At 68.4% G+C, this 20,308-nt stretch carries 22 protein-coding genes; 7 read left to right on the forward strand and 15 right to left on the reverse strand.

Annotated elements, in window-relative coordinates; translation table 11 throughout:
- Positions 1 to 30 precede the first annotated feature (30 nt).
- The gene (locus tag ACI1V7_RS22975; RefSeq protein ID WP_404534235.1) at positions 31 to 1,476 is read right to left on the reverse strand and encodes a glycoside hydrolase family 30 protein; all 1,446 of its coding nucleotides are present in this window, start codon (positions 1,474 to 1,476) and stop codon (positions 31 to 33) included.
- Positions 1,477 to 1,664: 188 nt separating this feature from the next.
- On the opposite strand from ACI1V7_RS22975, the gene ACI1V7_RS22980 reads away from it, so the two are divergent.
- The 3 genes from ACI1V7_RS22980 (at position 1,665) to ACI1V7_RS22990 (ending at position 3,506) form a co-directional block, all read left to right on the forward strand.
- The gene (locus tag ACI1V7_RS22980) at positions 1,665 to 2,786 is read left to right on the forward strand and encodes a DUF1565 domain-containing protein (protein ID WP_404534236.1); all 1,122 of its coding nucleotides are present in this window, start codon (positions 1,665 to 1,667) and stop codon (positions 2,784 to 2,786) included.
- Between the two features lie 235 nt (positions 2,787 to 3,021).
- A complete protein-coding gene (locus tag ACI1V7_RS22985; protein WP_404534237.1) occupies positions 3,022 to 3,216 on the forward strand; it encodes a YqaE/Pmp3 family membrane protein in 195 nt (64 codons plus the stop codon).
- A gap of 92 nt (positions 3,217 to 3,308) precedes the next feature.
- Positions 3,309 to 3,506 carry a hypothetical protein gene (locus ACI1V7_RS22990; RefSeq protein ID WP_404534238.1) on the forward strand — a complete coding sequence of 66 codons (198 nt, stop codon included), beginning with the start codon at positions 3,309 to 3,311 and terminating at the stop codon, positions 3,504 to 3,506.
- Between the two features lie 154 nt (positions 3,507 to 3,660).
- On the opposite strand, the gene arsC is transcribed toward ACI1V7_RS22990, so the two are convergent.
- Complete coding sequence (gene arsC / locus ACI1V7_RS22995; protein ID WP_404534239.1) at positions 3,661 to 4,008, reverse strand: arsenate reductase (glutaredoxin); 348 nt, start codon at positions 4,006 to 4,008, stop codon at positions 3,661 to 3,663.
- A 229-nt stretch (positions 4,009 to 4,237) separates the two neighbouring features.
- On the opposite strand from arsC, the gene ACI1V7_RS23000 reads away from it, so the two are divergent.
- Positions 4,238 to 4,894 (forward strand): 1-acyl-sn-glycerol-3-phosphate acyltransferase, encoded by a 657-nt coding sequence (locus ACI1V7_RS23000; protein ID WP_404534240.1) that lies wholly within the window; start codon positions 4,238 to 4,240, stop codon positions 4,892 to 4,894.
- On the opposite strand, the gene ACI1V7_RS23005 is transcribed toward ACI1V7_RS23000, so the two are convergent.
- The 12 genes from ACI1V7_RS23005 to ACI1V7_RS23060 form a co-directional block, all read right to left on the reverse strand.
- Complete coding sequence (locus ACI1V7_RS23005) at positions 4,868 to 5,425, reverse strand: HupE/UreJ family protein (RefSeq protein ID WP_404534241.1); 558 nt, start codon at positions 5,423 to 5,425, stop codon at positions 4,868 to 4,870. The two genes, ACI1V7_RS23000 and ACI1V7_RS23005, sit on opposite strands and share 27 nt — an antisense overlap.
- A gap of 11 nt (positions 5,426 to 5,436) precedes the next feature.
- A complete protein-coding gene (gene ureG, locus ACI1V7_RS23010; RefSeq protein WP_404534242.1) occupies positions 5,437 to 6,066 on the reverse strand; it encodes an urease accessory protein UreG in 630 nt (209 codons plus the stop codon).
- Positions 6,067 to 6,193: 127 nt separating this feature from the next.
- Complete coding sequence (locus tag ACI1V7_RS23015; protein WP_404534243.1) at positions 6,194 to 6,859, reverse strand: urease accessory protein UreF; 666 nt, start codon at positions 6,857 to 6,859, stop codon at positions 6,194 to 6,196.
- Positions 6,856 to 7,401, reverse strand: coding sequence for an urease accessory protein UreE (ureE, locus tag ACI1V7_RS23020; RefSeq protein ID WP_404534244.1), 546 nt, complete (start codon positions 7,399 to 7,401; stop codon positions 6,856 to 6,858). Before ureE ends, ACI1V7_RS23015 begins: the two co-directional genes overlap by 4 nt.
- A gap of 10 nt (positions 7,402 to 7,411) precedes the next feature.
- Complete coding sequence (gene ureC / locus ACI1V7_RS23025; protein ID WP_404534245.1) at positions 7,412 to 9,112, reverse strand: urease subunit alpha; 1,701 nt, start codon at positions 9,110 to 9,112, stop codon at positions 7,412 to 7,414.
- A complete protein-coding gene (locus tag ACI1V7_RS23030; RefSeq protein ID WP_404534246.1) occupies positions 9,112 to 9,432 on the reverse strand; it encodes an urease subunit beta in 321 nt (106 codons plus the stop codon). The genes ureC and ACI1V7_RS23030 overlap by 1 nt, the downstream gene beginning before the upstream one ends.
- Positions 9,429 to 9,959 carry a GNAT family N-acetyltransferase gene (locus tag ACI1V7_RS23035; protein ID WP_404534247.1) on the reverse strand — a complete coding sequence of 177 codons (531 nt, stop codon included), beginning with the start codon at positions 9,957 to 9,959 and terminating at the stop codon, positions 9,429 to 9,431. The genes ACI1V7_RS23030 and ACI1V7_RS23035 overlap by 4 nt, the downstream gene beginning before the upstream one ends.
- 23 nt (positions 9,960 to 9,982) lie before the next feature.
- The gene (locus tag ACI1V7_RS23040; RefSeq protein ID WP_404534248.1) at positions 9,983 to 10,285 is read right to left on the reverse strand and encodes an urease subunit gamma; all 303 of its coding nucleotides are present in this window, start codon (positions 10,283 to 10,285) and stop codon (positions 9,983 to 9,985) included.
- A gap of 14 nt (positions 10,286 to 10,299) precedes the next feature.
- The gene (locus tag ACI1V7_RS23045; RefSeq protein WP_404534249.1) at positions 10,300 to 11,139 is read right to left on the reverse strand and encodes an urease accessory protein UreD; all 840 of its coding nucleotides are present in this window, start codon (positions 11,137 to 11,139) and stop codon (positions 10,300 to 10,302) included.
- Between the two features lie 386 nt (positions 11,140 to 11,525).
- Positions 11,526 to 11,732, reverse strand: coding sequence for a hypothetical protein (locus tag ACI1V7_RS23050; protein ID WP_290415588.1), 207 nt, complete (start codon positions 11,730 to 11,732; stop codon positions 11,526 to 11,528).
- Between the two features lie 62 nt (positions 11,733 to 11,794).
- A complete protein-coding gene (locus tag ACI1V7_RS23055; RefSeq protein ID WP_404534250.1) occupies positions 11,795 to 13,435 on the reverse strand; it encodes a SulP family inorganic anion transporter in 1,641 nt (546 codons plus the stop codon).
- 3 nt (positions 13,436 to 13,438) lie between these two features.
- Positions 13,439 to 14,899: a GGDEF domain-containing response regulator gene (locus tag ACI1V7_RS23060; RefSeq protein ID WP_404534251.1), complete on the reverse strand. Its 1,461-nt coding sequence runs from the start codon at positions 14,897 to 14,899 to the stop codon at positions 13,439 to 13,441.
- A 158-nt stretch (positions 14,900 to 15,057) separates the two neighbouring features.
- Here ACI1V7_RS23060 and ACI1V7_RS23065 point away from each other — a divergent pair, with 158 nt between their 5' ends.
- The 3 genes from ACI1V7_RS23065 to ACI1V7_RS23075 are packed head-to-tail and all read left to right on the forward strand — an operon-like array spanning position 15,058 to position 17,397.
- On the forward strand, positions 15,058 to 16,032 hold the full coding sequence (locus ACI1V7_RS23065) for an SDR family oxidoreductase (RefSeq protein WP_404534252.1): 975 nt from the start codon (positions 15,058 to 15,060) through the stop codon (positions 16,030 to 16,032).
- Positions 16,033 to 16,048: 16 nt separating this feature from the next.
- The gene (gene ku, locus ACI1V7_RS23070) at positions 16,049 to 17,155 is read left to right on the forward strand and encodes a non-homologous end joining protein Ku (RefSeq protein WP_404534253.1); all 1,107 of its coding nucleotides are present in this window, start codon (positions 16,049 to 16,051) and stop codon (positions 17,153 to 17,155) included.
- A complete protein-coding gene (locus ACI1V7_RS23075; RefSeq protein WP_404534254.1) occupies positions 17,155 to 17,397 on the forward strand; it encodes a hypothetical protein in 243 nt (80 codons plus the stop codon). Before ku ends, ACI1V7_RS23075 begins: the two co-directional genes overlap by 1 nt.
- A gap of 68 nt (positions 17,398 to 17,465) precedes the next feature.
- Here ACI1V7_RS23075 and ligD read toward each other — a convergent pair whose 3' ends face one another.
- A complete protein-coding gene (ligD, locus tag ACI1V7_RS23080; protein WP_404534255.1) occupies positions 17,466 to 20,228 on the reverse strand; it encodes a DNA ligase D in 2,763 nt (920 codons plus the stop codon).
- Positions 20,229 to 20,308: the final 80 nt, after the last annotated feature.

Below are 20,308 nucleotides of genomic sequence, written 5' to 3' on the forward strand. Positions count from 1 at the left end.
CAAGCATACCGCATGCCCAGCCTAGCGGCATCAGGAACCGGGGCCGCGCCACGTGAGCGTGGCCACGCTGCCGGCCGGCAGCTGCCAGCGGAAGCTCTGTCCCTGCACCCGCACCGAGAACGCACGCTCCTGCGCGGCCCCGTTCGCGACCAGCAGCACCAGCGTGCCGTCCGGATTGCGGAAGGCGACGTTGCCCAGCTCCTTGTCCTGCGTGTCCGACGCGATGCGGCGCGCGCCCGGCAGCACGAAGCGGCTGGCATGGGCCAGCGCGTAGTATTCGACGTTGCGCGTCACCTCCCCCGTGCGCGAATCGATCGTCACGACGCCGCGGCAGTTCTTGCAGCCGCCCAGGAAGGGACCGTCGTTCTCGTCCAGCGCCAGGTTCCACAGCAGCACGCCGCGCGCCCAGCCACGCGTGGTGTCGATGATGAGGGTGCGCGTGAAATACATCAGGTTCTTGGCCCAGTCGGGCGCCCACTTCCCGCCCGAGCACTCGGTGAACCACGTGTCCTTGTCCGGGAAGCGGTCGTGCAGCCGGCCCATGGCGCGCACGTCGCCGCCGTAGCAGTGCCAGGCGATGCCGCTGACGTACTTCGCGGCGCGCGGATCGGACAGCACGATGGCGGGCGATTCCGGCTCGTCCCAGTTGTGGTCCCAGTCGAACAGCTGCACGCCCGGCTGCTCGGCGGCCAGGCGGGGGCCCAGGAAATCGCGGATCAGCGCCGCGCGCTGGGCCGGCTCCACGCGCATGCCGGGATAGTCGGCCGGCTCGAAGTGCGGCTCGTTCTGCAGCGTCAGCGCGGAGACGGGCACGCCCTCCTTCTTCATCTCGCCAACGTAGCGGCTCAGGTAGCGCGCGAAGGCATCGTAGGCCTGGGGCTTCAGGGTGCCCTTCACGAGACTGTCCGTGCTCTTCATCCAGCCCGGCGCGCTCCAGGGCGAGGCCATCACCTTCAGCTGCGGATTGATTGCCAGCGCCGCCTTCACGGTCGGCAGCACCGTCTCCCGTTGCGGCGCCAGCGAGAAGCGTTCGAGCGTCGGATCCTGCTGGCCCGGCGGCATGTCGTCGAAGCTGTAGTGGGAACGCGAGAAGTCGGAGGCGCCGATGGTCAGGCGGGTGAACGACAGGCCGATACCCTGCACTTCCGGTCCAAGCGATGCGCGCCCGAACAGTTCGCGCAGCAGCGCGTCGCGCTGGGCGGGCTGGAGGCGCTGCTGGATCAGCCAGCCGGAAGCATCGGTGATGGCGGCGCCGAAACCGGCGATCTCCTGGTAGCGCTTGTCCGGATCGACGTCGATCACGATCGATGCCGGCGCGTCCTTCGCGAAGGCGGCATCCGGGGCGCGCGCCAGCAGCTTGCCGCGATCTCCCGTGGTGACCCAGCCTTGCACGGCCTGGGCCTGGGCATGCACCTGCGTGCCGGCGCACGCGGCCAGCAACACGACGGCGCCGATGCGCCGCAGCTCGTTCTTCATCTGGTCTCCTCCATTCGCCGGCATCGTTCTCTCGCGCAGCGAGATTGGAAACGTTGCCAATCTTGTCTGGCGCACTATACCGTCGTTATTTCTCACTGTCAAAAACACGGATAGGGCTTGTGCGACGTCAAGCGCCCGCTTGCGCCAGGCAAGCAACCGGCGTCGTCCCGGGCGCAGACTTGGGCACCATGCATATCGTGATCGCGTTCATCCTCGCTGCCCTGCCCCTGCTGGCCGCCTGCTCCGTCAAGGACAAGCCCGCCGTCAGCCTCACGCCCCAGGTGGTGCCGGGCGAGCTGTGGGTCGCGCCTAGCGGGCTGGACGACAATCCGGGCACGCGGGCGGCGCCCCTGCGCACCCTCGCCCAGGCCGCGCGCGCCGTCGGGCCGGGCACCGTCGTCAACGTCCTGCCCGGCACCTATCACGGCGGCTTCCGCACGGACGTCAACGGCTTGCCGGACGCCCGCATCGCGTTCCGCGCCACCGAGCCGGGACGGGCCCGCATCGTGCCGCCGCCCCGGTCGAAGCACGACATCGCCTGGGACAACCGGGCCAGCTGGATCGACATCGAGGGCTTCGAGATCGACGGCAGCCGGCACGAAGCCGGCGCGCGCTGGCTCATCGGCATCTACAGCGGCGGCTCGTACAACCGCATCGCCGGCAACCGCGTGCACCACATCGCCGTCGAGGTGCCCTGCACGAGCGCGGGTGGCTCGGCCATCGGCGTGGACAGCTATTACCGGGGCAAGCACACGGACGTGATCGGCAACGTCGTGCACGACATCGGGCCGCCCGGCTGCCGCTGGGTGCAAGGCATCTACGTGAACACGCCGGCGACGGTACGCGACAACATCGTCTACCGCGTCGCCGAGGCGGGCATCCACATGTGGCACGACGCCCACGACGTCCTCGTCGTCAACAACACGGTGGTGGGCTGCAACACGGGCATCCTCGTGGGCGGCGGCGACTTCTACTACACAAAGGGGCCGAACGACCGCACCCGCGTGCTCAACAACATCGTGTTCGACAACCGCTACGGCATCGCCGAACAGGGCGCGACGGGCAAGCACAACAGCTACCGCCACAACCTGGTGTTCGGCAACACGAAGGCCGACTGGCGGCTGGCGCCGGGCATGACGCACAGCGGCACCGTGGCCGCCCTGCCCGGTTTCGTCGGCTACTCGCGAAGCGGGACGCCGGACCTGCGGCTGACGGCGACGTCGCCGGCACGGGGGCGCGCCGAGGCCGTCGGGACTGGCAAGCACGGCACGGCGGGCGCTTCCGGCAATCTGGGGGCGAGCCTGCCATAGCGGGTCAGGCTATCGCGCCTCTCTCCACACGATGCGGACGGCTCGGTGACATTGCGCGCATTTTCGCCACCCGGCAGCCGAGTAAAATGCCGGAAAGAAACTTGTGCATTGGACGGTGGCTGGCGTCCCAGATAGTCCTGTGCTCAGCCTATCCTGGGCCAAAGTCAAACCTGCACCTCGCGGCACCGGATGTCCATCGACAAAAAAACCGAGAAAGAAATCGAGAAAGAAACGCATGCGCCTCATCATCGCCCTGATCCTGCCCTGGCTGACCTTCTTCACCATCGGCCGCCCGTTCGCCGGCATCATCTGCCTCATCCTGCAATTGACCGTCATCGGTTGGCTCCCGGCCACCATCTGGGCCGTGTACGCGCTGGGCCAGTACAAGACCGACAAGAAGATTGCGCGGGCGCTGCAGCAGCGGGCGTGAATGAAGCATTCAACATTGCGCAGAAAGGTGTTCGTCGTCGCCGAGATGGCACTGCATAGGGTCTGAACCAACCAAGGAAAAGGAAGAACAACATGGGCGAATGGTCGGAGTATTTCGAGGATTTTCCGGAAGAGGATCAGGCCAACTACGTCAACGGGCGCTTCGATCCGTTAGGCGCGAGGGCGCAACGCGATGCACAGCAAAAGGCGGCGCACAAGCTCAAGCGGGATCAGCAGCAACTTGACGCCGAGATTGCTTCGATTGTTCAGAAACACAAGAAGACAAACTGACCAAAGCAAACCTGGCGCCCATCAACCACGACAGCGTATCGAAATCCCGAAGCCCGCTTTGCGCTCCGCGCTCGCACAGTGGCAGCGCGAGCAGCGGCAGGCACCGCCGCCCATCGGGATGTTCACGCCAACACCCGCTCTCACCATTACTGCATCAAAGTATCTCGTGCACCAGCTCGGCCGGCCGGCACAGCCGCACGCCCTTGGGCGTGACGACAAAAGGACGATTGATCAGGATCGGATGGGCGAGCATGGCGTCCAGCAGCGCATCGTCGCCCACGGCCGGGTCGTTCACGCCCAGCTCGGCAGCCAGCGCTTCCTTGGCGCGCAGTGCATCGCGCACGTTCAGTCCGGCACGGGCGATCATGTCCCGCAGTTCCTCGCGCGACGGCGTGTCCGTCAAATAATCGACCACGCGCGGCTCGATGCCCGCTTCGCGGATGGCGGCCAGGGTATTACGCGATGTGCCGCAGCGCGGGTTGTGGAAAATCGTGATATCCATCCTCATATCCTCGTCAAGGTGTTACGCGAAAGGCAAGGATGATACCGACGGCGCTACAACGCTTCCAGTCTTTTTTGCTTGTTCCCATTTTGACGGCCATATAGAATGCGCGGTTTGTTTTCCGAGGCACAATGCGATTTGCCAGCATGCACGCTCGTTGCAGGACCGACACGCAGTACCCAACGACGCGATCAAGAGGCCGCCCACGGCCCACCGCGAAGGAGAGAATATGGAATCGACCGACCAATACCTGATGCGCCCGGCGGCATTGCCCAGCTGGGGACAGCGCACCTCGCTGCGCCTGCTGAATTTCTTCGGCTGGAACTTCCGCTGGAAACCCCTGCCCGGCCCGCACGGCATCGCCGTCGTCTATCCGCATACCTCGAACTGGGATTTCCCTATCGGCCTGCTGGCCAAGTGGACCGTCACGCACCAGTTCCGCTGGCTCGCAAAGGATTCGCTGTTCCGCGGTCCGACGGGACGCCTGATGCGCTACTGGGGCGGCGTCGCCGTCGACCGCAGCGCGCCGCAGGGCGCCATCACGCGCCTGGCGCAGACCATGCGCGCGGCCGACTGGTTCTGGCTGGCCATCACGCCGGAAGGCACGCGCGGCTACCGTCCTTACTGGAAGAGCGGCTTCTACCGCATCGCGCTGGCGGCCAAGGTGCCCGTGCTGCTGGTGAAGATCGACTACGGCAAGAAGGTCATCGACGTCACCCAGAGCGTCGTCCTGACGGGGGATGAGGCGGCCGACATGGCCGTCATCGCGCGCGCCTTCGACGGCGTGCAGGCCAAGCATCCGCAGGACGCCGCGCCGATCCGCCTCGCGCCGAACGATGCGGTGCGTCCGGACGAAGGCTCAGGCGGCTACCGCAAGCAGGCATAAGCCGGCCGCGCCGATTGCCGCGCCGAACAGGCGGCGCAGGCGCGGCCCAGGCAGCGCTGCGCCCGCCGCGATCACCAGGCAGCTGGCCAGGATGAAGCCGGCGCCGCTGGCCATGCCCGCCAGCTCGCGGCCATGCGCCAGACCATGGAGGAAGGCGCACGCGCCCACCGTCAGCACCGCCGCTTCGCGCGGCACGCGCGCCTGCACGCTGGGCGCACAGGCAGCCAGGGCGCCGAGCAGCAGCACGGTGGCGGCGATCGACGTCTCCAGCAGCGGCAGCACGAGGAAGCCGGCGCACGAGGCGCCCAGCGCCATCATCACGAGGAAGCTGGGGGCGAGCACCACGCCCTGGCGCTGCTGGCGGCTCCACAGGCCCACGGCCAGCAGCGCGAGCAGGTGGTCGAATCCCGTCAGCGGGTGCAGGAAGCCGGCCAAAAAGCCGGTGTCCACGCCATGTCCCGGGTGCGCCGCCGCCGGCAGCGCCAGCGCCATGCCGGCCGCCAGCAGCCCGGCCTTGTGCATCGTCTTCATCGTCTTCTCCATCAGTGGTGTGCTTTCTCGCGGTGGTCCAGCAAGCCCTGTTCGCGGATGAACGCGACCACCTCGGCCACGCCCTCGCCCGTGCGCAGGTTGGTGAACACGAACGGGCGGGTGCCGCGCTGGCGGCGCGCATCCTCGGCCATGATGTCCAGGTTGGCGCCCACGTGCGGCGCGAGGTCGGTCTTGTTGATGATCAGCAGGTCCGAGCGCGTGATGCCGGGCCCGCCCTTGCGCGGGATCTTCTCGCCGCCGGCGACGTCGATCACGTACAGCGTGAGGTCCGACAGCTCGGGGCTGAACGTGGCGGCGAGGTTGTCGCCGCCGGATTCGACGAGCACGAGTTCCAGGTCCGGAAAGTCGGCCTGCAGGCGCGCGATGGCTTCCAGGTTGATCGAGGCGTCCTCGCGGATCGCCGTGTGCGGGCAGCCGCCCGTCTCCACGCCCATCAGCCGTTCCGGCGCCAGCGCGCCGGCGCGCAGCAGGATCTCCATGTCCTCGCGCGTATAGATGTCGTTGGTGATCACGGCCATGTCGTAGCGGTCGCGCATGTCGCGGCACAGCTGTTCGCACAGCGCCGTCTTGCCGGAGCCGACGGGGCCGCCGATGCCGACGCGCAGGGGGTTCGAAGTCATGTCAATTTCCTTGTCAGCTTAAAGACCGTCGCCCCTGCGGAGGCAGGGGCCCAATGTGCACGCGTTGCCGCGGCACGGAGAAGATCGGGTCCCTGCCTGCGCAGGGACGACGAAGTCATCGTTGTGGTCACGAGCGATACAACCTGCCATGCTGCACTTCGTGCCGCATCGACAGCATCGATAGCCCGGGCGCCCAGTTGGACAGTTCGTCGTCTGCCAGCGCTTGCGCCACCTGCGCGGCGCGTTCGATATCCGGCCGCAGCGCCAGCAGCAGGCGCTGTCCCGCTACCTGCCCCAGCGGCACCGACTTCACGCACACCAGCACCTGGTTCTCGAGCCAGGAAAAGATCATCGCCAGCAGCGCTTCCTCGTGCGGGATGTCGAGGCCGTCCACGGCGCATGCGTAGGCCAGCGGCAGCGTGACGTCGGGGCCCAGCGCCGCCGTGTCGGCCACGCCCAGCTCGGCAACGAGGCGCGCCAGCGAGTACCCCATCTGGACCGTCTCGGCGCGCAGCTCGGCCGTGTCGCGCGAGGCGAGGAAGCATTCGCCCCACTCGGCGATCGCCGCCGCGTCGCGCGCCGCGAAGGCCTTCAGCAGGCGCCACAGGATCGGCGCATCCCAGCGCGCGACGACCTCGTCGAGGTAGCGCGCCATCCAGGCGCAGGCCGTGTCGGCGTCGTGCACGAGTCCCTGCTCCAGCGCCGCTTCCAGGCCCTGCGAATAGCTGTAGCCGCCGATCGGCAGCGCCGGGCTGGCGAATTGCAGCAGGTGCAGCAGGGCCGCCGCGTTCATGCCGGCTCGGGCCGCACGATGTCGGACGGGCGGTGGATCTTCTGGCGCACCGGCACGGGCGCCAGCAGGCCGCCGCGGCCGCCGCCATGGTCATGTTCGTGGTCGTGGCCGTGGGCATGCCCGCCCGCGTAGGCGCCCGCTTCCGGCTCGAACTTGGCCAGTTCGGTATCGACCTGGGCGCCCAGGCCTTCGACCATTTCCTTCAGCACGGGATCGACGCGGATGCGCAGCCAGCCGGCGCCCACCTGGGTCTGCGTGTGGCGGTTCCCCAGGTGGAAGGCGCAGCGCGCCAGCATCGTCGCGTCGCTGCAGCGCACGAGATAGGTCGGCTCGGGCGCGGCCACGACGCGCACGACGCGGCCGTCCTCGCCCGTCAGCAAATCGCCATCGCGCAGCACGGTGCCGCGCACGAGGAACAGCGCGACCTCTTCGCCGGACGCGAGACGGGCACGCTGGCGGCAGCGCTCGCGCTGCTCGAACGGCAGCACCAGCAGGTCGTGGACGACCGGGGCATGCGCGATCCTGGTATGGAGAGAATACATGGTTGGCTCTCTAGAAAAGGAAATAACGCTGGGCCAGCGGCAGCACGGTGGCGGCTTCGCACACCAGCAGCTGCCCGTCGGCCCGCACTTCATAGGTTTCCGGGTCCACCTCCATGTGCGGAGTGGCTCCGTTGCGGATCATGTCGCGCTTCCTCAGGCCGCGCGTGCCGCGCACGGGGATCACGGTCTTCGCCAGGCCCAGTTCGCGGGCGATGCCGGCGTCGAACGCGGCTTGCGAGACGAAGGTGAACGATTTCTTCAAGCCGCCGCCGAAGGAACCGAACATCGGCCGGTAATGCACCGGCTGCGGCGTCGGGATCGACGCGTTCGGGTCGCCCATCAGGCTCGCGGCGATCATCCCGCCCTTGAGCACCATCGACGGCTTGACGCCGAAGAAGGCGGGCCGCCACAGCACGATGTCGGCGATCTTGCCCGGCTCCAGCGAGCCGACGGCGTGCGCGATGCCATGGGCGATGGCGGGATTGATCGTGTACTTGGCCACGTAGCGTTTCACCCGCTCGTTGTCGTTGCGCGCCGAGTCGCCGTCGAGCAGGCCGCGCTGCACCTTCATCTTGTGCGCCGTCTGCCAGGTGCGCATGATGGTCTCGCCGACGCGGCCCATGGCCTGCGAGTCGGACGACATCATCGAGATCGCGCCGATGTCATGCAGGATGTCCTCGGCGGCGATGGTCTCGCGGCGGATGCGCGATTCGGCGAACGCGACGTCCTCGGCGATGGCCGGGTCGAGGTGGTGGCACACCATCAGCATGTCCAGGTGCTCGTCCAGCGTGTTGACGGTGAACGGCCGGGTCGGGTTCGTCGACGACGGCAGCACGTTCGATTGGCCCACGGCCGCGATGATGTCCGGCGCGTGGCCGCCGCCCGCCCCTTCCGTGTGGAAGGTGTGGATGGTGCGGTCCTTGAACGCGGCGACGGTCGACTCCAGGAAGCCCGCCTCGTTCAGCGTGTCCGAGTGCAGCGCCACCTGGATGTCCATGCGCTCGGCCACGGACAGACAGTTGTCGATGGCGGCCGGCGTGCTGCCCCAGTCCTCGTGCAGCTTCAGGCCCACGGCGCCCGCCTCGATCTGTTCTTCGAGCGGCCTCGCCTGGCTGACGTTGCCCTTGCCGAAGAAGCCCAGGTTCATCGGAAAGGCATCGGCCGCCATCAGCATCGCGTGGATGTGCCAGGCGCCCGGCGTGCAGGTGGTGGCCGCCGTGCCGACCGCCGGCCCCGTGCCGCCGCCCAGCATCGTCGTGATGCCGGACATGAGCGCCTCGTCGATTTGCTGCGGACAGATGAAGTGGATGTGGGTGTCGATGCCGCCCGCCGTCACGATCATCCCTTCGCCGGCGATGATCTCGGTGGCGCCGCCGATGGGCAGGGTCACGCCCGGCTGGATGTCCGGATTGCCGGCCTTGCCGATACCGGCGATGAGGCCGTCCTTGATGCCGATGTCGGCCTTGACGATGCCCCAGTGCTCGATGATGACGGCGTTCGTGATGACGGTGTCCATGACGCCGGCGCGCGGCAGCTGCGACTGGCCCATGCCGTCGCGGATCACCTTGCCGCCGCCGAACTTCACTTCCTCGCCGTAGACCGCGTGGTCACGCTCGATCTCGATCACGAGCTCGGTGTCGGCGAGGCGGATGCGGTCCCCCTTCGTCGGGCCGTACATGTCGGCATAGGCCTGGCGCGAGATGGTGGCCATCAGTCTCCTCCCTGCGGCAGGCTGCCGTTGACGCGGCCCTGGAAGCCGTGCACGACGCGTTTGCCGCCCAGGCCGACGAGCTCCACGGTGCGGCGCTGGCCCGGCTCGAAGCGCACGGCGGTGCCGGCCGCGATGTTCAGGCGCATGCCCAGCGCCAGCGCGCGGTCGAACTGCAAGGCATCGTTGACTTCGTAGAAATGGTAGTGCGAGCCCACCTGCACGGGGCGGTCGCCCGCGTTGGCTACGGTGACGGAGACGGTGGGCCGCCCCGCGTTGATCTCCACGTCCCCCGTTTCCAGCAGATACGCGCCCGGGATCATGCGGCCTCCGGCGCGAACAGCGATTTGTAGTAGATCGCCGTCGGGCGCCAGGCACCGTCCGGCGTGCACGCGTAGTCCGGCAGCTCGCCCGCGCGGGTATAGCCGAAACCCTGGTACAGGTGCTCGGCGCCGGAGCCGGCCTCCGTGTCCAGGAACAGCAGGCCGCGGCGCAGCTCGCGCGCTTCCGCCTCGGCCGCCCGCAGCAGCACGCCGCCGATGCCGCGCCGGCGCACGCGGCTGTGCACCATCATCTTCTGCAGCTCGGCGCGGTGGCGGCCGTTGGCCTTCTGGCACAAGTCCAGCTGCACGGTGCCGACGACCGTGCCGTCGTGGGCGGCGGCCAGCAGCACGCGCGAGCCCTGCGCCACGGCGGCGCGCACGTCAAGCCAGTAGCCGCGCGCGTCGGCCGGATCCAGGCCAGCCAGGAAGCCGACCGAGGCGCCGTTCGACACGGCGTCGAGCAGCAGCGCGGCCAGCTGGTCCTGCACCTCGTCACAGGCCGATGCATCGAGTTTGTGGATTTTCATCGCACCTCCTTCGCGTGGGGCATTCAGGGTATCGGATGGTGGACGGTGACCAGCTTGCTGCCGTCCGGGAAGGTCGCCTCGACCTGGATTTCCGGGATCATCTCCGGCACGCCTTCCATTACGTCGTCGCGCCCGACGATCGTCGTTCCTTCGCTCATCAGTTCCGCCACGCTGCGGCCGTCGCGCGCGCCTTCCATGATGGCGGCCGTGATCAGCGCGACGGCTTCCGGATAGTTCAATTTCAGGCCGCGCGCGCGGCGCCGCTCCGCCAGCAGCGCGGCGGTGAAGATCAGCAGCTTGTCTTTTTCGCGTGGGGTCAGGTCCATGGGCTGGTGTTCCTTCAGGTGTTCCAGATGCGCGGCAGGCACGCGGGCCGGCCGAGGTAATGGGGACGCAGCGCCTGCCACACGCGCCGCATGGCGGCGCGCGCGGCCTCGGCGTCGTCGCCCAGGTGGCGCGCCACGAACACGGACTTCACCTGGCTCAGCGCCAGCAGCGGATCGGCGGCGCGCAGGCCGGCCTGCACGGCCGCGGGCACGGATGCGCCGACGGCGAGGAAGGTGGCGCAGACGGCATGGCCGCCGAGGCCGAAGGGGCTGGCGATGCCGGCCGGCGTCAGGATGCCCTGCTCGCACCACAGCAGGCGGCCGCCCTCGCGGATGCGGGTGCGCTGGCGGATGCGGCCGCGGGAAAAGCGCTCGCCCGACGCGCGGCGGCCGAACACGAGGACTTCGCTGCCGAGATAGCGGGCGCCCGGCGCCAGGTCGACCTCGTGGTCGAGCTCCACGCTGGCGTCGTCGTAGAAGATGGTTTCCTGCGGCAGCCATTCGATGGCGGCGCCGGGGCCCGCCTGCAGCCGCACGTTCTGGCGGGAGACGCGGCCGTTGGCGCGGTACCACTTGGCCGCGCCGGGGCTGGTGGCGAGCACGTGGCAATCGGCGCCCGCATCGATGCCCACGTCAAGCTGGTCGCCGCCGACCACGCCGCCGGGCGGATGCACGACGATCACGTGGCAGGCGTCCGGCCCTTCGGGATACAGCGCCTTCTGCACGCGCAGCGGACCGCGGTGTTCGCGGCGCGCCAGGCGCGTGGCGCCGCCGTTGCGGGCGAAGCCTAACTGCAGGCTGGCCTGCCAGGAAGGCGTCGCGGTGGGAGGATCGGAAAGGCTGCAATCGGGCATATTGATGGATTAGCACGATGCATGCCAAGCCCGAAAGCGGTGCGATATGCCCTCTCATGCGCGCCGGGACGGCATGCACGCACCAAGGGAGACCGAACGCACCATGAAGGTGCGACCGCGAGGCGAAGACGAAAGTCTCAGTGAAGGGAGCGGGAGTGGGAGTAGCTGGAGATGTCATCCATCTCCATTAACGACGTCGTCCCTACGAAGCGACGACGTCCCTACGAAACGACGTCGTCCCTGCGAAGGCAGGGACCCAATCTCTGCAAGCAGCGCTATGACGCCCGCAAGCTTGGGTTCCTGCCTTCGCAGGGACGACGTGTTCGAGCCGCCGAAGCGGCTTGACTGAACCGCATCGCCGCTGGCTGCGGCGATGGGGCGGCGAATCAGCGGCGGCGCTGGTTGCGCATGGGGCGCGCGCTGCGGGTGACCCGGGCCAGCTGCAGTTCGCGCTGGCGGTCGACTTCCGCCTTCCAGACGACGAGTTCGAGCGCCAGGGCCATGGCGATACCGGCCGGCAGGGCGGCGGCGAAACCGAACAGGGTCAGCGCCAGGCTTGCAATCAGGATAACGAGGGTACTCGAACGGGGCATGATGTCACCTTTCTGTCAAAATCCGTTGGATCCATCCTGCCACAGCTGGGTTTTGCTTGCAATCACGTGTTGTAATGTGTGAGCGCGTCCCACGCATTGGCAGTACTGAGAAAGATATGGCCATGGAGCTGTTCTACAAGGGCCGATGTGCGCAAACGGTCCATCACAGGGCCCTTGACCTCGGCAAAATGCAGCTTGACGCCCCGCTGCCCCAACGTATGGTTGAGATCGATCAAACCAAACAGCGCGGACGTGTCGATGGCGTTCACGGCCGACAACACCAGCACGAGGTCGCGCGTGTCGGCATGTGCGGCGAGCTCTTCCTCGATCCTGCCCTTCACGGCCTCGACATTGCCAAAAAATAGCCCGGCATCGACGCGCAGCAGCAACAGTCCCGGCGCCGTCTCCACCGCATAGCGGTCGACGTTGCGGAAGTGTTCCGTGCCGGCGATGCGGCCCAGCAGCGCGATATGGGGACGGCTCTCGCGCCAGATCATGGCACCCAGCGACAGCACCAGGCCCAGCACGACGCCGGCCTCGACGCCGAGCAGCAACACGCCGCCGGCAGTGGCGAGCAGCGCCAGCGCGTCGGCGCGGTCGTAGCGCCAGGACGTGCGCAGCGTATTCCATTCGAGCATGCCCAGCACGGCGACGATGATCGTGGCCGCCAGCACGGGCAACGGCAGCAGCGCCAGCCAGCCGGTCGGCAGCACCAGCGCGCAGGCCAGCAGCGCGGCCGTGATGATGCCGGCCAGCTGGGTGTTGGCGCCGGCGGCGAAGTTGACGGCGGAGCGCGATAGGCTGCCCGTCACGGGGAAGCCGCCGCTCAGCGCGCTGCCAATGTTGGCGGCGCCCAGCGCCACCAGTTCGCGGTCCGTGTGCAGCTTCTCCGCGCGCTTGACGGCCAGCGTCTGGGCGCCCGACATGGCGATCAGGAAGCTCATGAAGCCGATCAGGAGGGCCGGTTTCAGCAGCTGCTGCCAGTGCTCGCCGGAGACCATGGTGTTCAGGTGCGGCAGGCCGGCCGGCACGTGGCCGATCGTGCGCATGCCGCCGGCGTCCAGGTGCAGCAGTGCGACGAGCAGGACGCTGCCCAGCACCAGCAGCATCGGCGCCAGGCGCGCGCCGATGTCGGCCGCGCCGGGCGCCAGGCCCAGGCGGCGCAGCACCGGCGCCAGCCAGCGCCGCGCGGCCAGCAAAAAGGCGATGCCGGCCAGGCCCAGCGCCGCGCTGGGGCCATGCCAGTACGGGAACGGCGCGCCCAGCAGCGTGTCCACCTGGCCCAGCGCGATCACCACCGCCGAGCCGAGCGTGAAGCCGTTCATCACGGGTCGCGAAAAGAAATTGGCGAGGAAGCCGATGCGCAGCAGGCCGCAGGCCAGCAGCACGGCGCCGGACAGGGCCGCCAGCTGCGCCGCCAGAACCGCGTACAGCGCGCCGCCGGCCGCCGCCAGCGGCGCCAGCGCCGATGCCGTCATCAGCGAGATGATCGCCATCGGCCCGACCGATTGCGTGGAACTGGTGCCGAACAAGGCGTACAGCAGCGGCGGCACGATGCTCGCGTACAGCCCGACGACGGGCGGCAGGCCGGCCACGAGCGCATAGGCCATGCCCTGCGGGATCATCATCATGGCGACGACGATGCCGGCGCCCACGTCGCCGGCCAGGTCGGCGCGGCGGTAATTCTTCAGCCAGGCCAGCATCGCTTACTGCATCGCCAGTTCGACGCAGTTGCGCCCTGCCCGCTTGGCGCGCGCCATGGCGGCATCGGCGCGCTGCGCCAGCGAATCGGCGCTCTCCTGCTCGCCCAGCTGGGCCACGCCCAGGCTGACCGTCACGTGGTCGCAACCGGGAACCTCGGCCTGCTCGATCGCGGCGCGCAGCTTCTCGGCCATGCGCAGGCCGTCGATCGCGCTCGTGTGCGGTGCCAGGATATGGAACTCCTCCCCGCCCGAGCGCACCAGCATGTCGCTCGCGCGCAGCATGGCGCGCGCCACGTCGGCCACGGTGCGCAGCACCACGTCGCCGACCGGATAGCCGAACGTGTCGTTGATGGCCTTGAAGCGGTCGATGTCGAAGGACAGCAGCGCGAGCGGCACGCGGTAGCGGCGCGCCCGCTTGACCTCCCGTTCCAGCAGCGCCTCGCCATGGCGGCGGTTCGCCACGCCCGTCAGCGCGTCGCTGTTCGAGATGTGCGTCAGGCGCGCCAGCAGCTGTTCATTTTCCAGCTGCGTGTCGGCCAGGCGCAGGCCCAGCGCGCAGCAACGGGCCACGTCCTGCAGCGTCGCCAGTTCCTCGGGCCTGAAATGACGCGCCGTGCCGAACAGCAGCGACAAGGCGCCGCGCGCGGGGCCGGGTCCGTCGGCCGGAACCGGCACGCCCAGCGCCAGCGCCACGCCGTGTGAACGCAAGGCCTCGGCCAGCGCCGGCTCGCCGGCCTGCTCGGGCGGATCGAGCAGCACCATGGCGCCGCTGGCGGCCGCCAGCAGCCCGGGGAAGGCATGGCGCAGCGGCGCGTGCAGCAGGCGGTCGGTGCGCTGCAGCAGCACGCCGAGCGACAGGCGGGGCTGCCCATGCTGGGCCGCGACGGCCAGGTCGCCGTCCGGCTGGCGCCGCAGCACGGCCGCGTGCAGCACGCCCGGCCAGGCGGACAAGGCACTGCATAAGGCCTCGGCCAGCGCATCGGCAGCGTCGGCGCCGTCGAGCGCATCCTGGACGCGGGTGCGCAGGTGCAGCAGTTCGCGCAACGCATCGGCATCGGCTTCGGCGCCGCCCACCGCCGGCGCCAGCGCGCGCGCCACCGCATCCTGCAGGTCTTCCGGTTCCAGCGGCGTCATGGCATAGGCGACGGGGCCGAAGCCCATCAGCGCCGGCACCCACGCGGCGCCGCCGAAGGGACACAGCAACAGCGTGGGGCGGCCGCCGCGCGCCGCGACGAGCGCGCCCAGCGGCGCCAGGTCGATGCCGGGGTCGAAGCGTTCGAGGTCCAGCACCAGCAGCGCCGGCTGCTCGCTGGCCAGCCACTGGGCCGCCTCGTCCGCGCCGTCCGCCAGCCGCAGCGCCGCGAACCGGGATCCGCAGGCGGCGGCGAACTCCGCGCGCCGCCGCGCCATCGGGCTGACGTAGAGACAGGTCCCTGCGGCGGGCTGCTCGGCATGCTGCGACATCGTGGACTCCTGGAAGACGGTGGCGGCAGTTTGCCATAAAGCACATGCCGCGCCTAGGACCCGGAAGGCCGGGGCAATCGCGTGCATGTGTGTGGGAGCGCACGGTCAGCCCTGCCGTGCGCCCGAATACTCGAACGATCAAGCTTATGGAGGGTACGATGGCAAACCAGGATGATGTGGCAAACAAGCAGAAGGCGATCCAGAACCGCCAGGACCAGCGCGACGGCAGCATGCAGAAGGGTGACGCGGGCGGCGAAAGCAAGGCAGCCCAGACGGGCATCCAGCAGCCGTCCGGCGACTTCCCGGCCCAGCACCTCGCCAAGCCGGGCATCGAGGCCCAGCTCGAGCTGAAACCGAAGTTCATGGCCGAACACTACAAGGGCAGCGGCAAGCTGGCCGGCCAGGTGGCCATCGTCACGGGCGGCGATTCCGGCATCGGCCGCGCGGTGGCCGTGCTGTTCGCGCGCGAAGGCGCCGACGTCGCCATCCTGTACCTGAACGAGCACGAGGACGCCGCCGAGACACAGCGCGTGATCGAGGCCGAGGGCCAGCAGTGCGTGACGATCGCCGGCGACGTCAAGGACATGGAATTCTGCCAGCAGGCCGTCGACCAGGTCGTCGCCAAGTGGGGCCGGCTGGACGTGCTGGTGAATAACGCCGCCTTCCAGGAACACGCCGAATCGCTGCTCGACCTCGACGAGGAACGTTTCGACGAGACGATGCGCACGAACATCTATGGCTACTTCCACATGGCCAAGGCCTGCCTGCCCTACATGAAGCGCGGCGCCGCCATCGTGAACACGGGTTCCGTCACGGGCCTGAAAGGCTCGCCCAAGCTGCTCGACTACTCGACCACCAAGGGCGCGATCCACGCGTTCACGATGTCGCTGGCCGCGAACCTGCTGGACAAGGGCATCCGCGTGAACGCCGTGGCGCCGGGTCCCGTCTGGACCCCGCTGAACCCGGCCGACCAGTCGGCCGACAAGGTCGCCAAGTTCGGCCAGGCCACCACCTTCGGCCGTCCGGCGCAGCCGGAAGAACTGTCGCCCGCCTATGTCTACCTGGCCTCGAACGTGTGCTCGGGCTATGTGACGGGCGTGGTGCTGCCGATCACCGGCAGCGTGGGCGAATAAGCGAAAGGAGCCGATCATGGCGAGAAGCATGTGGAAAGGTGCGATCAGCTTCGGGCTGGTGCACATCCCGGTCGAGATGTATCCCGCGACGAGCGATCATGCGCTCGACCTGACCATGCTCGACCGGCGCGACTTCTCGCCGATCGGTTTCAAGCGCTACAACAAGCACACGGGCAAGGAAGTCTCCTGGGACGACATCATCAAGGGCTACGAGTACAAGGACGGCGAATACGTCGTCCTGTCCGACGAGGACCTGCGCCGGGCCAATCCGGAGGCGACGCGCACGATCGATATCCTGGCCTTCGTCGATGCGGAACAGGTCCCGCTGATCTACTACGAACAGCCCTACTACCTCGCCCCCGGCAAGGGCGGCGACAAGGTGTACGCGCTGCTGCGCGAGACGCTGCGCGACGTCGGCAAGATCGGCATCGCCAACGTCGTCATCCGCGTCAAGCAGCACCTGGCGGCCCTCGTCTGCGTGGGCGACACCATCGTGCTCAACACGATCCGCTATCCGGACGAGATCCGCCCCACGGACGAACTCAAGATCCCGTCCGAGGATTCCAAGGCGGCGCAGGTGACGCCGAAGGAACTGCAGATGGCCAGGGCGCTCGTGGAAGGCATGAGCGAGCGCTGGAAACCGCAGCAGTACCACGACACCTACCGCGAAGACCTGCTGGCGCTGATCAAGAAGAAGGTCGCCGCCAACCAGACCAAGACCATCACCGAGGCCGAGCCGGAAGAGGAAAAACCGGCCAAGTCCAACGTCATCGACCTCGTCGCCCTGCTGCAGGCCAGCCTGGGCAAGAAGCCCGCGCGCGCCGGCGACGACGATGACGACGACGACGACCCGCCGCCGCGCCGTTCGCGCAAGCCGTCCGACGACGAGGACGAGGACGACGCCCCGCCGCCGCGGGCCCGCAAGGCGCCGGCACGCGGCACGGCGCATACGAGCGCCAGCGCGGCCAAGCCCAAGCGCGCTACCGCGACGAAGACGGCAGCGAAGACGGCAACTAAGACGGCCGCCAAGCCAGCTGCGAAACCCGCCGCGAAGAAGGCGCCCGCGAAAAAGGCCGTCGCCAAGTCCGCCGCCAAGCCGGCGGCACGCAGGAAGGCCGCCTAGTGGATTGGGATACGATCATCGACTTGCTGCAGTGGCCGGCGATGGTGGTGACGCTGTGCGCCGCCTTCCTCGTCGGCGCCCGCCACGCGCGCCGGCGCATCGTCGGCTTCTACACCTTCATCGTCAGTAACATCCTGTGGATCATCTGGGGCGTGCACGACGGCGCCTGGGCGCTGATCGCGCTGCAGGCGGGGCTGTGCGCGATGAATGTGCGGGGGATCGTCAGGAACGACAAAACATAGGACGCCCGGTACGACAAACTACGTCGCCCCTGCGAAGGCAGGGGCGACGGTGACTGAAGGGGCGACGTTCATTTTTTCTTGGCAGGCTTAAAACCGATTGCCTTCATCGCCTTGGTCAAGGTCGCCGCACTCTTGGCATACTCCGCCCACGGCGCATTCCCCTCGTCCAGCCGCTCGTGCACCGTCTTGACGGTCCAGTGCGCGCCCGACGTCAGCCCCGGCAGTTCGTCCCAGCGCACGGGCACCGAGATGCCCATGCCCGGACGCACGCGCGGTGACCAGGCCGACACGGTCGTCGCGCCGCGGCCGTTGCGCAGGTAGTCGATGAAGATGCGGCCCACGCGATTCTTGGCGCCGCTCTTGGCCGCGAAGCGGTCCGGCAACGTCCGGGCCAGGTGGTCGACGACGGCGTGCGTGAAATCCTTGACCGTGTCCCAGTCCAGCTTGGGCTTGATCGGCACGACGACGTGCAGGCCCTTGCCGCCGCTCGTCTTCAGGAAAGGCGTCAGCCCTAGCTCCTCGAGGAAGACACGCATCAGCGCCGCCGCTTCCTGCACCTGGGCCCAGGACACGCCCTCGCCCGGGTCGAGGTCGAACACGAAGCGGTCCGGCGTGTCGTAGTGCTTGCCGGTGGCGTTCTGGCTGTGGATCTCGACCACGTTCCATTGCGCGCTGGAGAGCAAGCCCTCGGCCGTGGCGATGCGCGTCATGCTGGGATGGTCCGGGTCGAGCGCCTGGTCCATCTGGGCGACCCCGGGCATCTTCGCCGTGTCCGTGACGTGTTTCTGGAAGAACAGCTCGCCGCCCACGCCCTCCGGCGCACGCACCAGCGAGACGGGGCGGCCTTCCAGGTGTTCCATCATCAGCTGGCCGACCAGCGCGTAGTAGCGCACCAGGTCCATCTTGGTGACGCCGCTCTCCTTGTCCATCACGCGCTCGCCGTGGGTGACGCGGAAGGTGGCCGGCAGGTTGCCGGGCAGGTCCGTGTCGACGGGCTTGGCGCGGGCCGATTTTGCTGCAGGCTTAGCTGCGGCCTTGGCTGCGGGCTTGGCGGCAGGTTTGCTGGCCGCCTTGGCCGCGGCCTTGCCTCCCTTGGCCGGCGTCGACGTGTCGGGCGTCTCCTGCACGTGCTTCGCCTGCTCGCGCACGACGCTCCTTGCCGGCTTGTCCTTGCGCAGGCCCTGGAACACGGGATGGCGCACGGCGTCGCCCGCCGTCCATTCGGAGAAGCTGACCTCGGCCACCAGTTCCGGCCGCACCCAGTGGTTCGTGCGGCCCGGCACGGCGCGCGCGGGGAACGGGCTCTTCTCCGTCTCCATGCCTTCCAGTACCTCGCGCAGGTGGCGCAGCGAGGCGCCGTTGAAGCCGCTGCCGACGTTGCCGGCGTAGCGCAGCACGCCCTCGTCGTCGTAGTAGCCCAGCAGCAGCGAGCCGATGCCCGTACGCGAGCCTTGCGGGTCCGTGTAGCCGCCGATGACGAATTCCTGGCGCTGGCCGCATTTCAGCTTGATCCATTCGGGCGAGCGGCGCGTCACGTAGCGCGAATCGCGGCGCTTGCCGATCACGCCCTCCAGGCCGATCTGGCAGGCGGCGACCACGAGCTGGTCCGGGTCGGTGCCGAATTCGGCCGAGAAGCGCACGGTGTCGGAAGGCTTGGCCGCCAGCAGCTCCTGCAGCAGCGCGCGGCGGTCGTCCAGGCGCACGTCGCGCAGGTCGTGGCCTTTGCAATAGGGGACGTCGAACACGAAGTACACGACCTGCGCCTTGTTGGAACCGTCGAACGCGAGCTGCAGCAGGTTGAAGTTCGGCTTGCCGTTCTCGTCGTGCACGACGATCTCGCCGTCATACCAGCCGTCCGGCAGCTTCATGCGCCGGATTTCCTTCTGCAGCGGCAGCAGCTTGTCGGTCCAGTCGTTGCCGTTGCGGGTGATGAGGCGGATGTCCTTGCCCTCGATGCGGGTCAGCATGCGGTAGCCGTCGAACTTGATCTCGTAGATCCATTCCTCGGGCTTTTGCGGCGGCCCATCGACGAGGGTGGCCAGTTCGGGGTTCAGCGTCGCGGGCAGGTCGCCCTTCACGGCGCCTTCCGGCATGGCGCCGCGGCGGGTGCGCGGCGCCTTGGACGCGGCGGGCGTCTTGGCCGCCGCCGCGGCCGTCTCCTTTCCGGGCTTGGCCGCTTTGGCCGCCTTGCCCGCTTTCGCCGGCTCCGCGCCATCGCGTTCGGCCTTCAATTGGGCCACCTTGGCATTGGCCACGGCCGTGTCCGTGGTGCGGCCCGGCATGGGCAAGTCCTTCACGCTGTCCGGGAATTCGTCGATGACGGAGAATTCGGCGGCGGGACGCGCGTACTCGTCGTTTTCCTTGATCAGGAGCCAGGGCTCCTGCTTGTCGTCCTCGTGGCCGCGCAGGCGCACCAGCACCCAGCGCCCGTGCATCTTGTGGCCATGCATCTCGAACTTGACCTCGCCCTTGGCGAAGCCGGCGCGCGGGTCGCCGATCGGCTCCCAGGTACCCTTGTCCCAGATGATGACCTTGCCGGCGCCATACTGCTGCGGCGGGATCGTGCCTTCGAAGTCGGAATACGAGATGGGGTGGTCTTCGACGTGGATCGCCATGCGGCGGTCGTGGGTGTCGTAGCTGGGGCCCTTCGGCACGGCCCAGCTCTTCATGGTGCCGTCCAGCTCCAGGCGGAAGTCGTAGTGCAGCCGCGTCGCCCAGTGCTTCTGGATCACGAAGGTCAAGGCATCCGGGCTCGCCTGGCCGCCCTCTTCCGGCTCCGACGTGACGGAAAAATTGCGCTTGGCTTTGTACAGCTTGAGTGCGTCGGGCATGGCATCACCTCTACATCCAGGATGGACGTAGTGTAGCCAGATTGTGCGAACGGGACTGTACGATAGGTAACGCTAGTGGG

The organism is Massilia paldalensis (genome assembly GCF_044901715.1).
GTDB lineage: Bacteria > Pseudomonadota > Gammaproteobacteria > Burkholderiales > Burkholderiaceae_D > Telluria > Telluria paldalensis.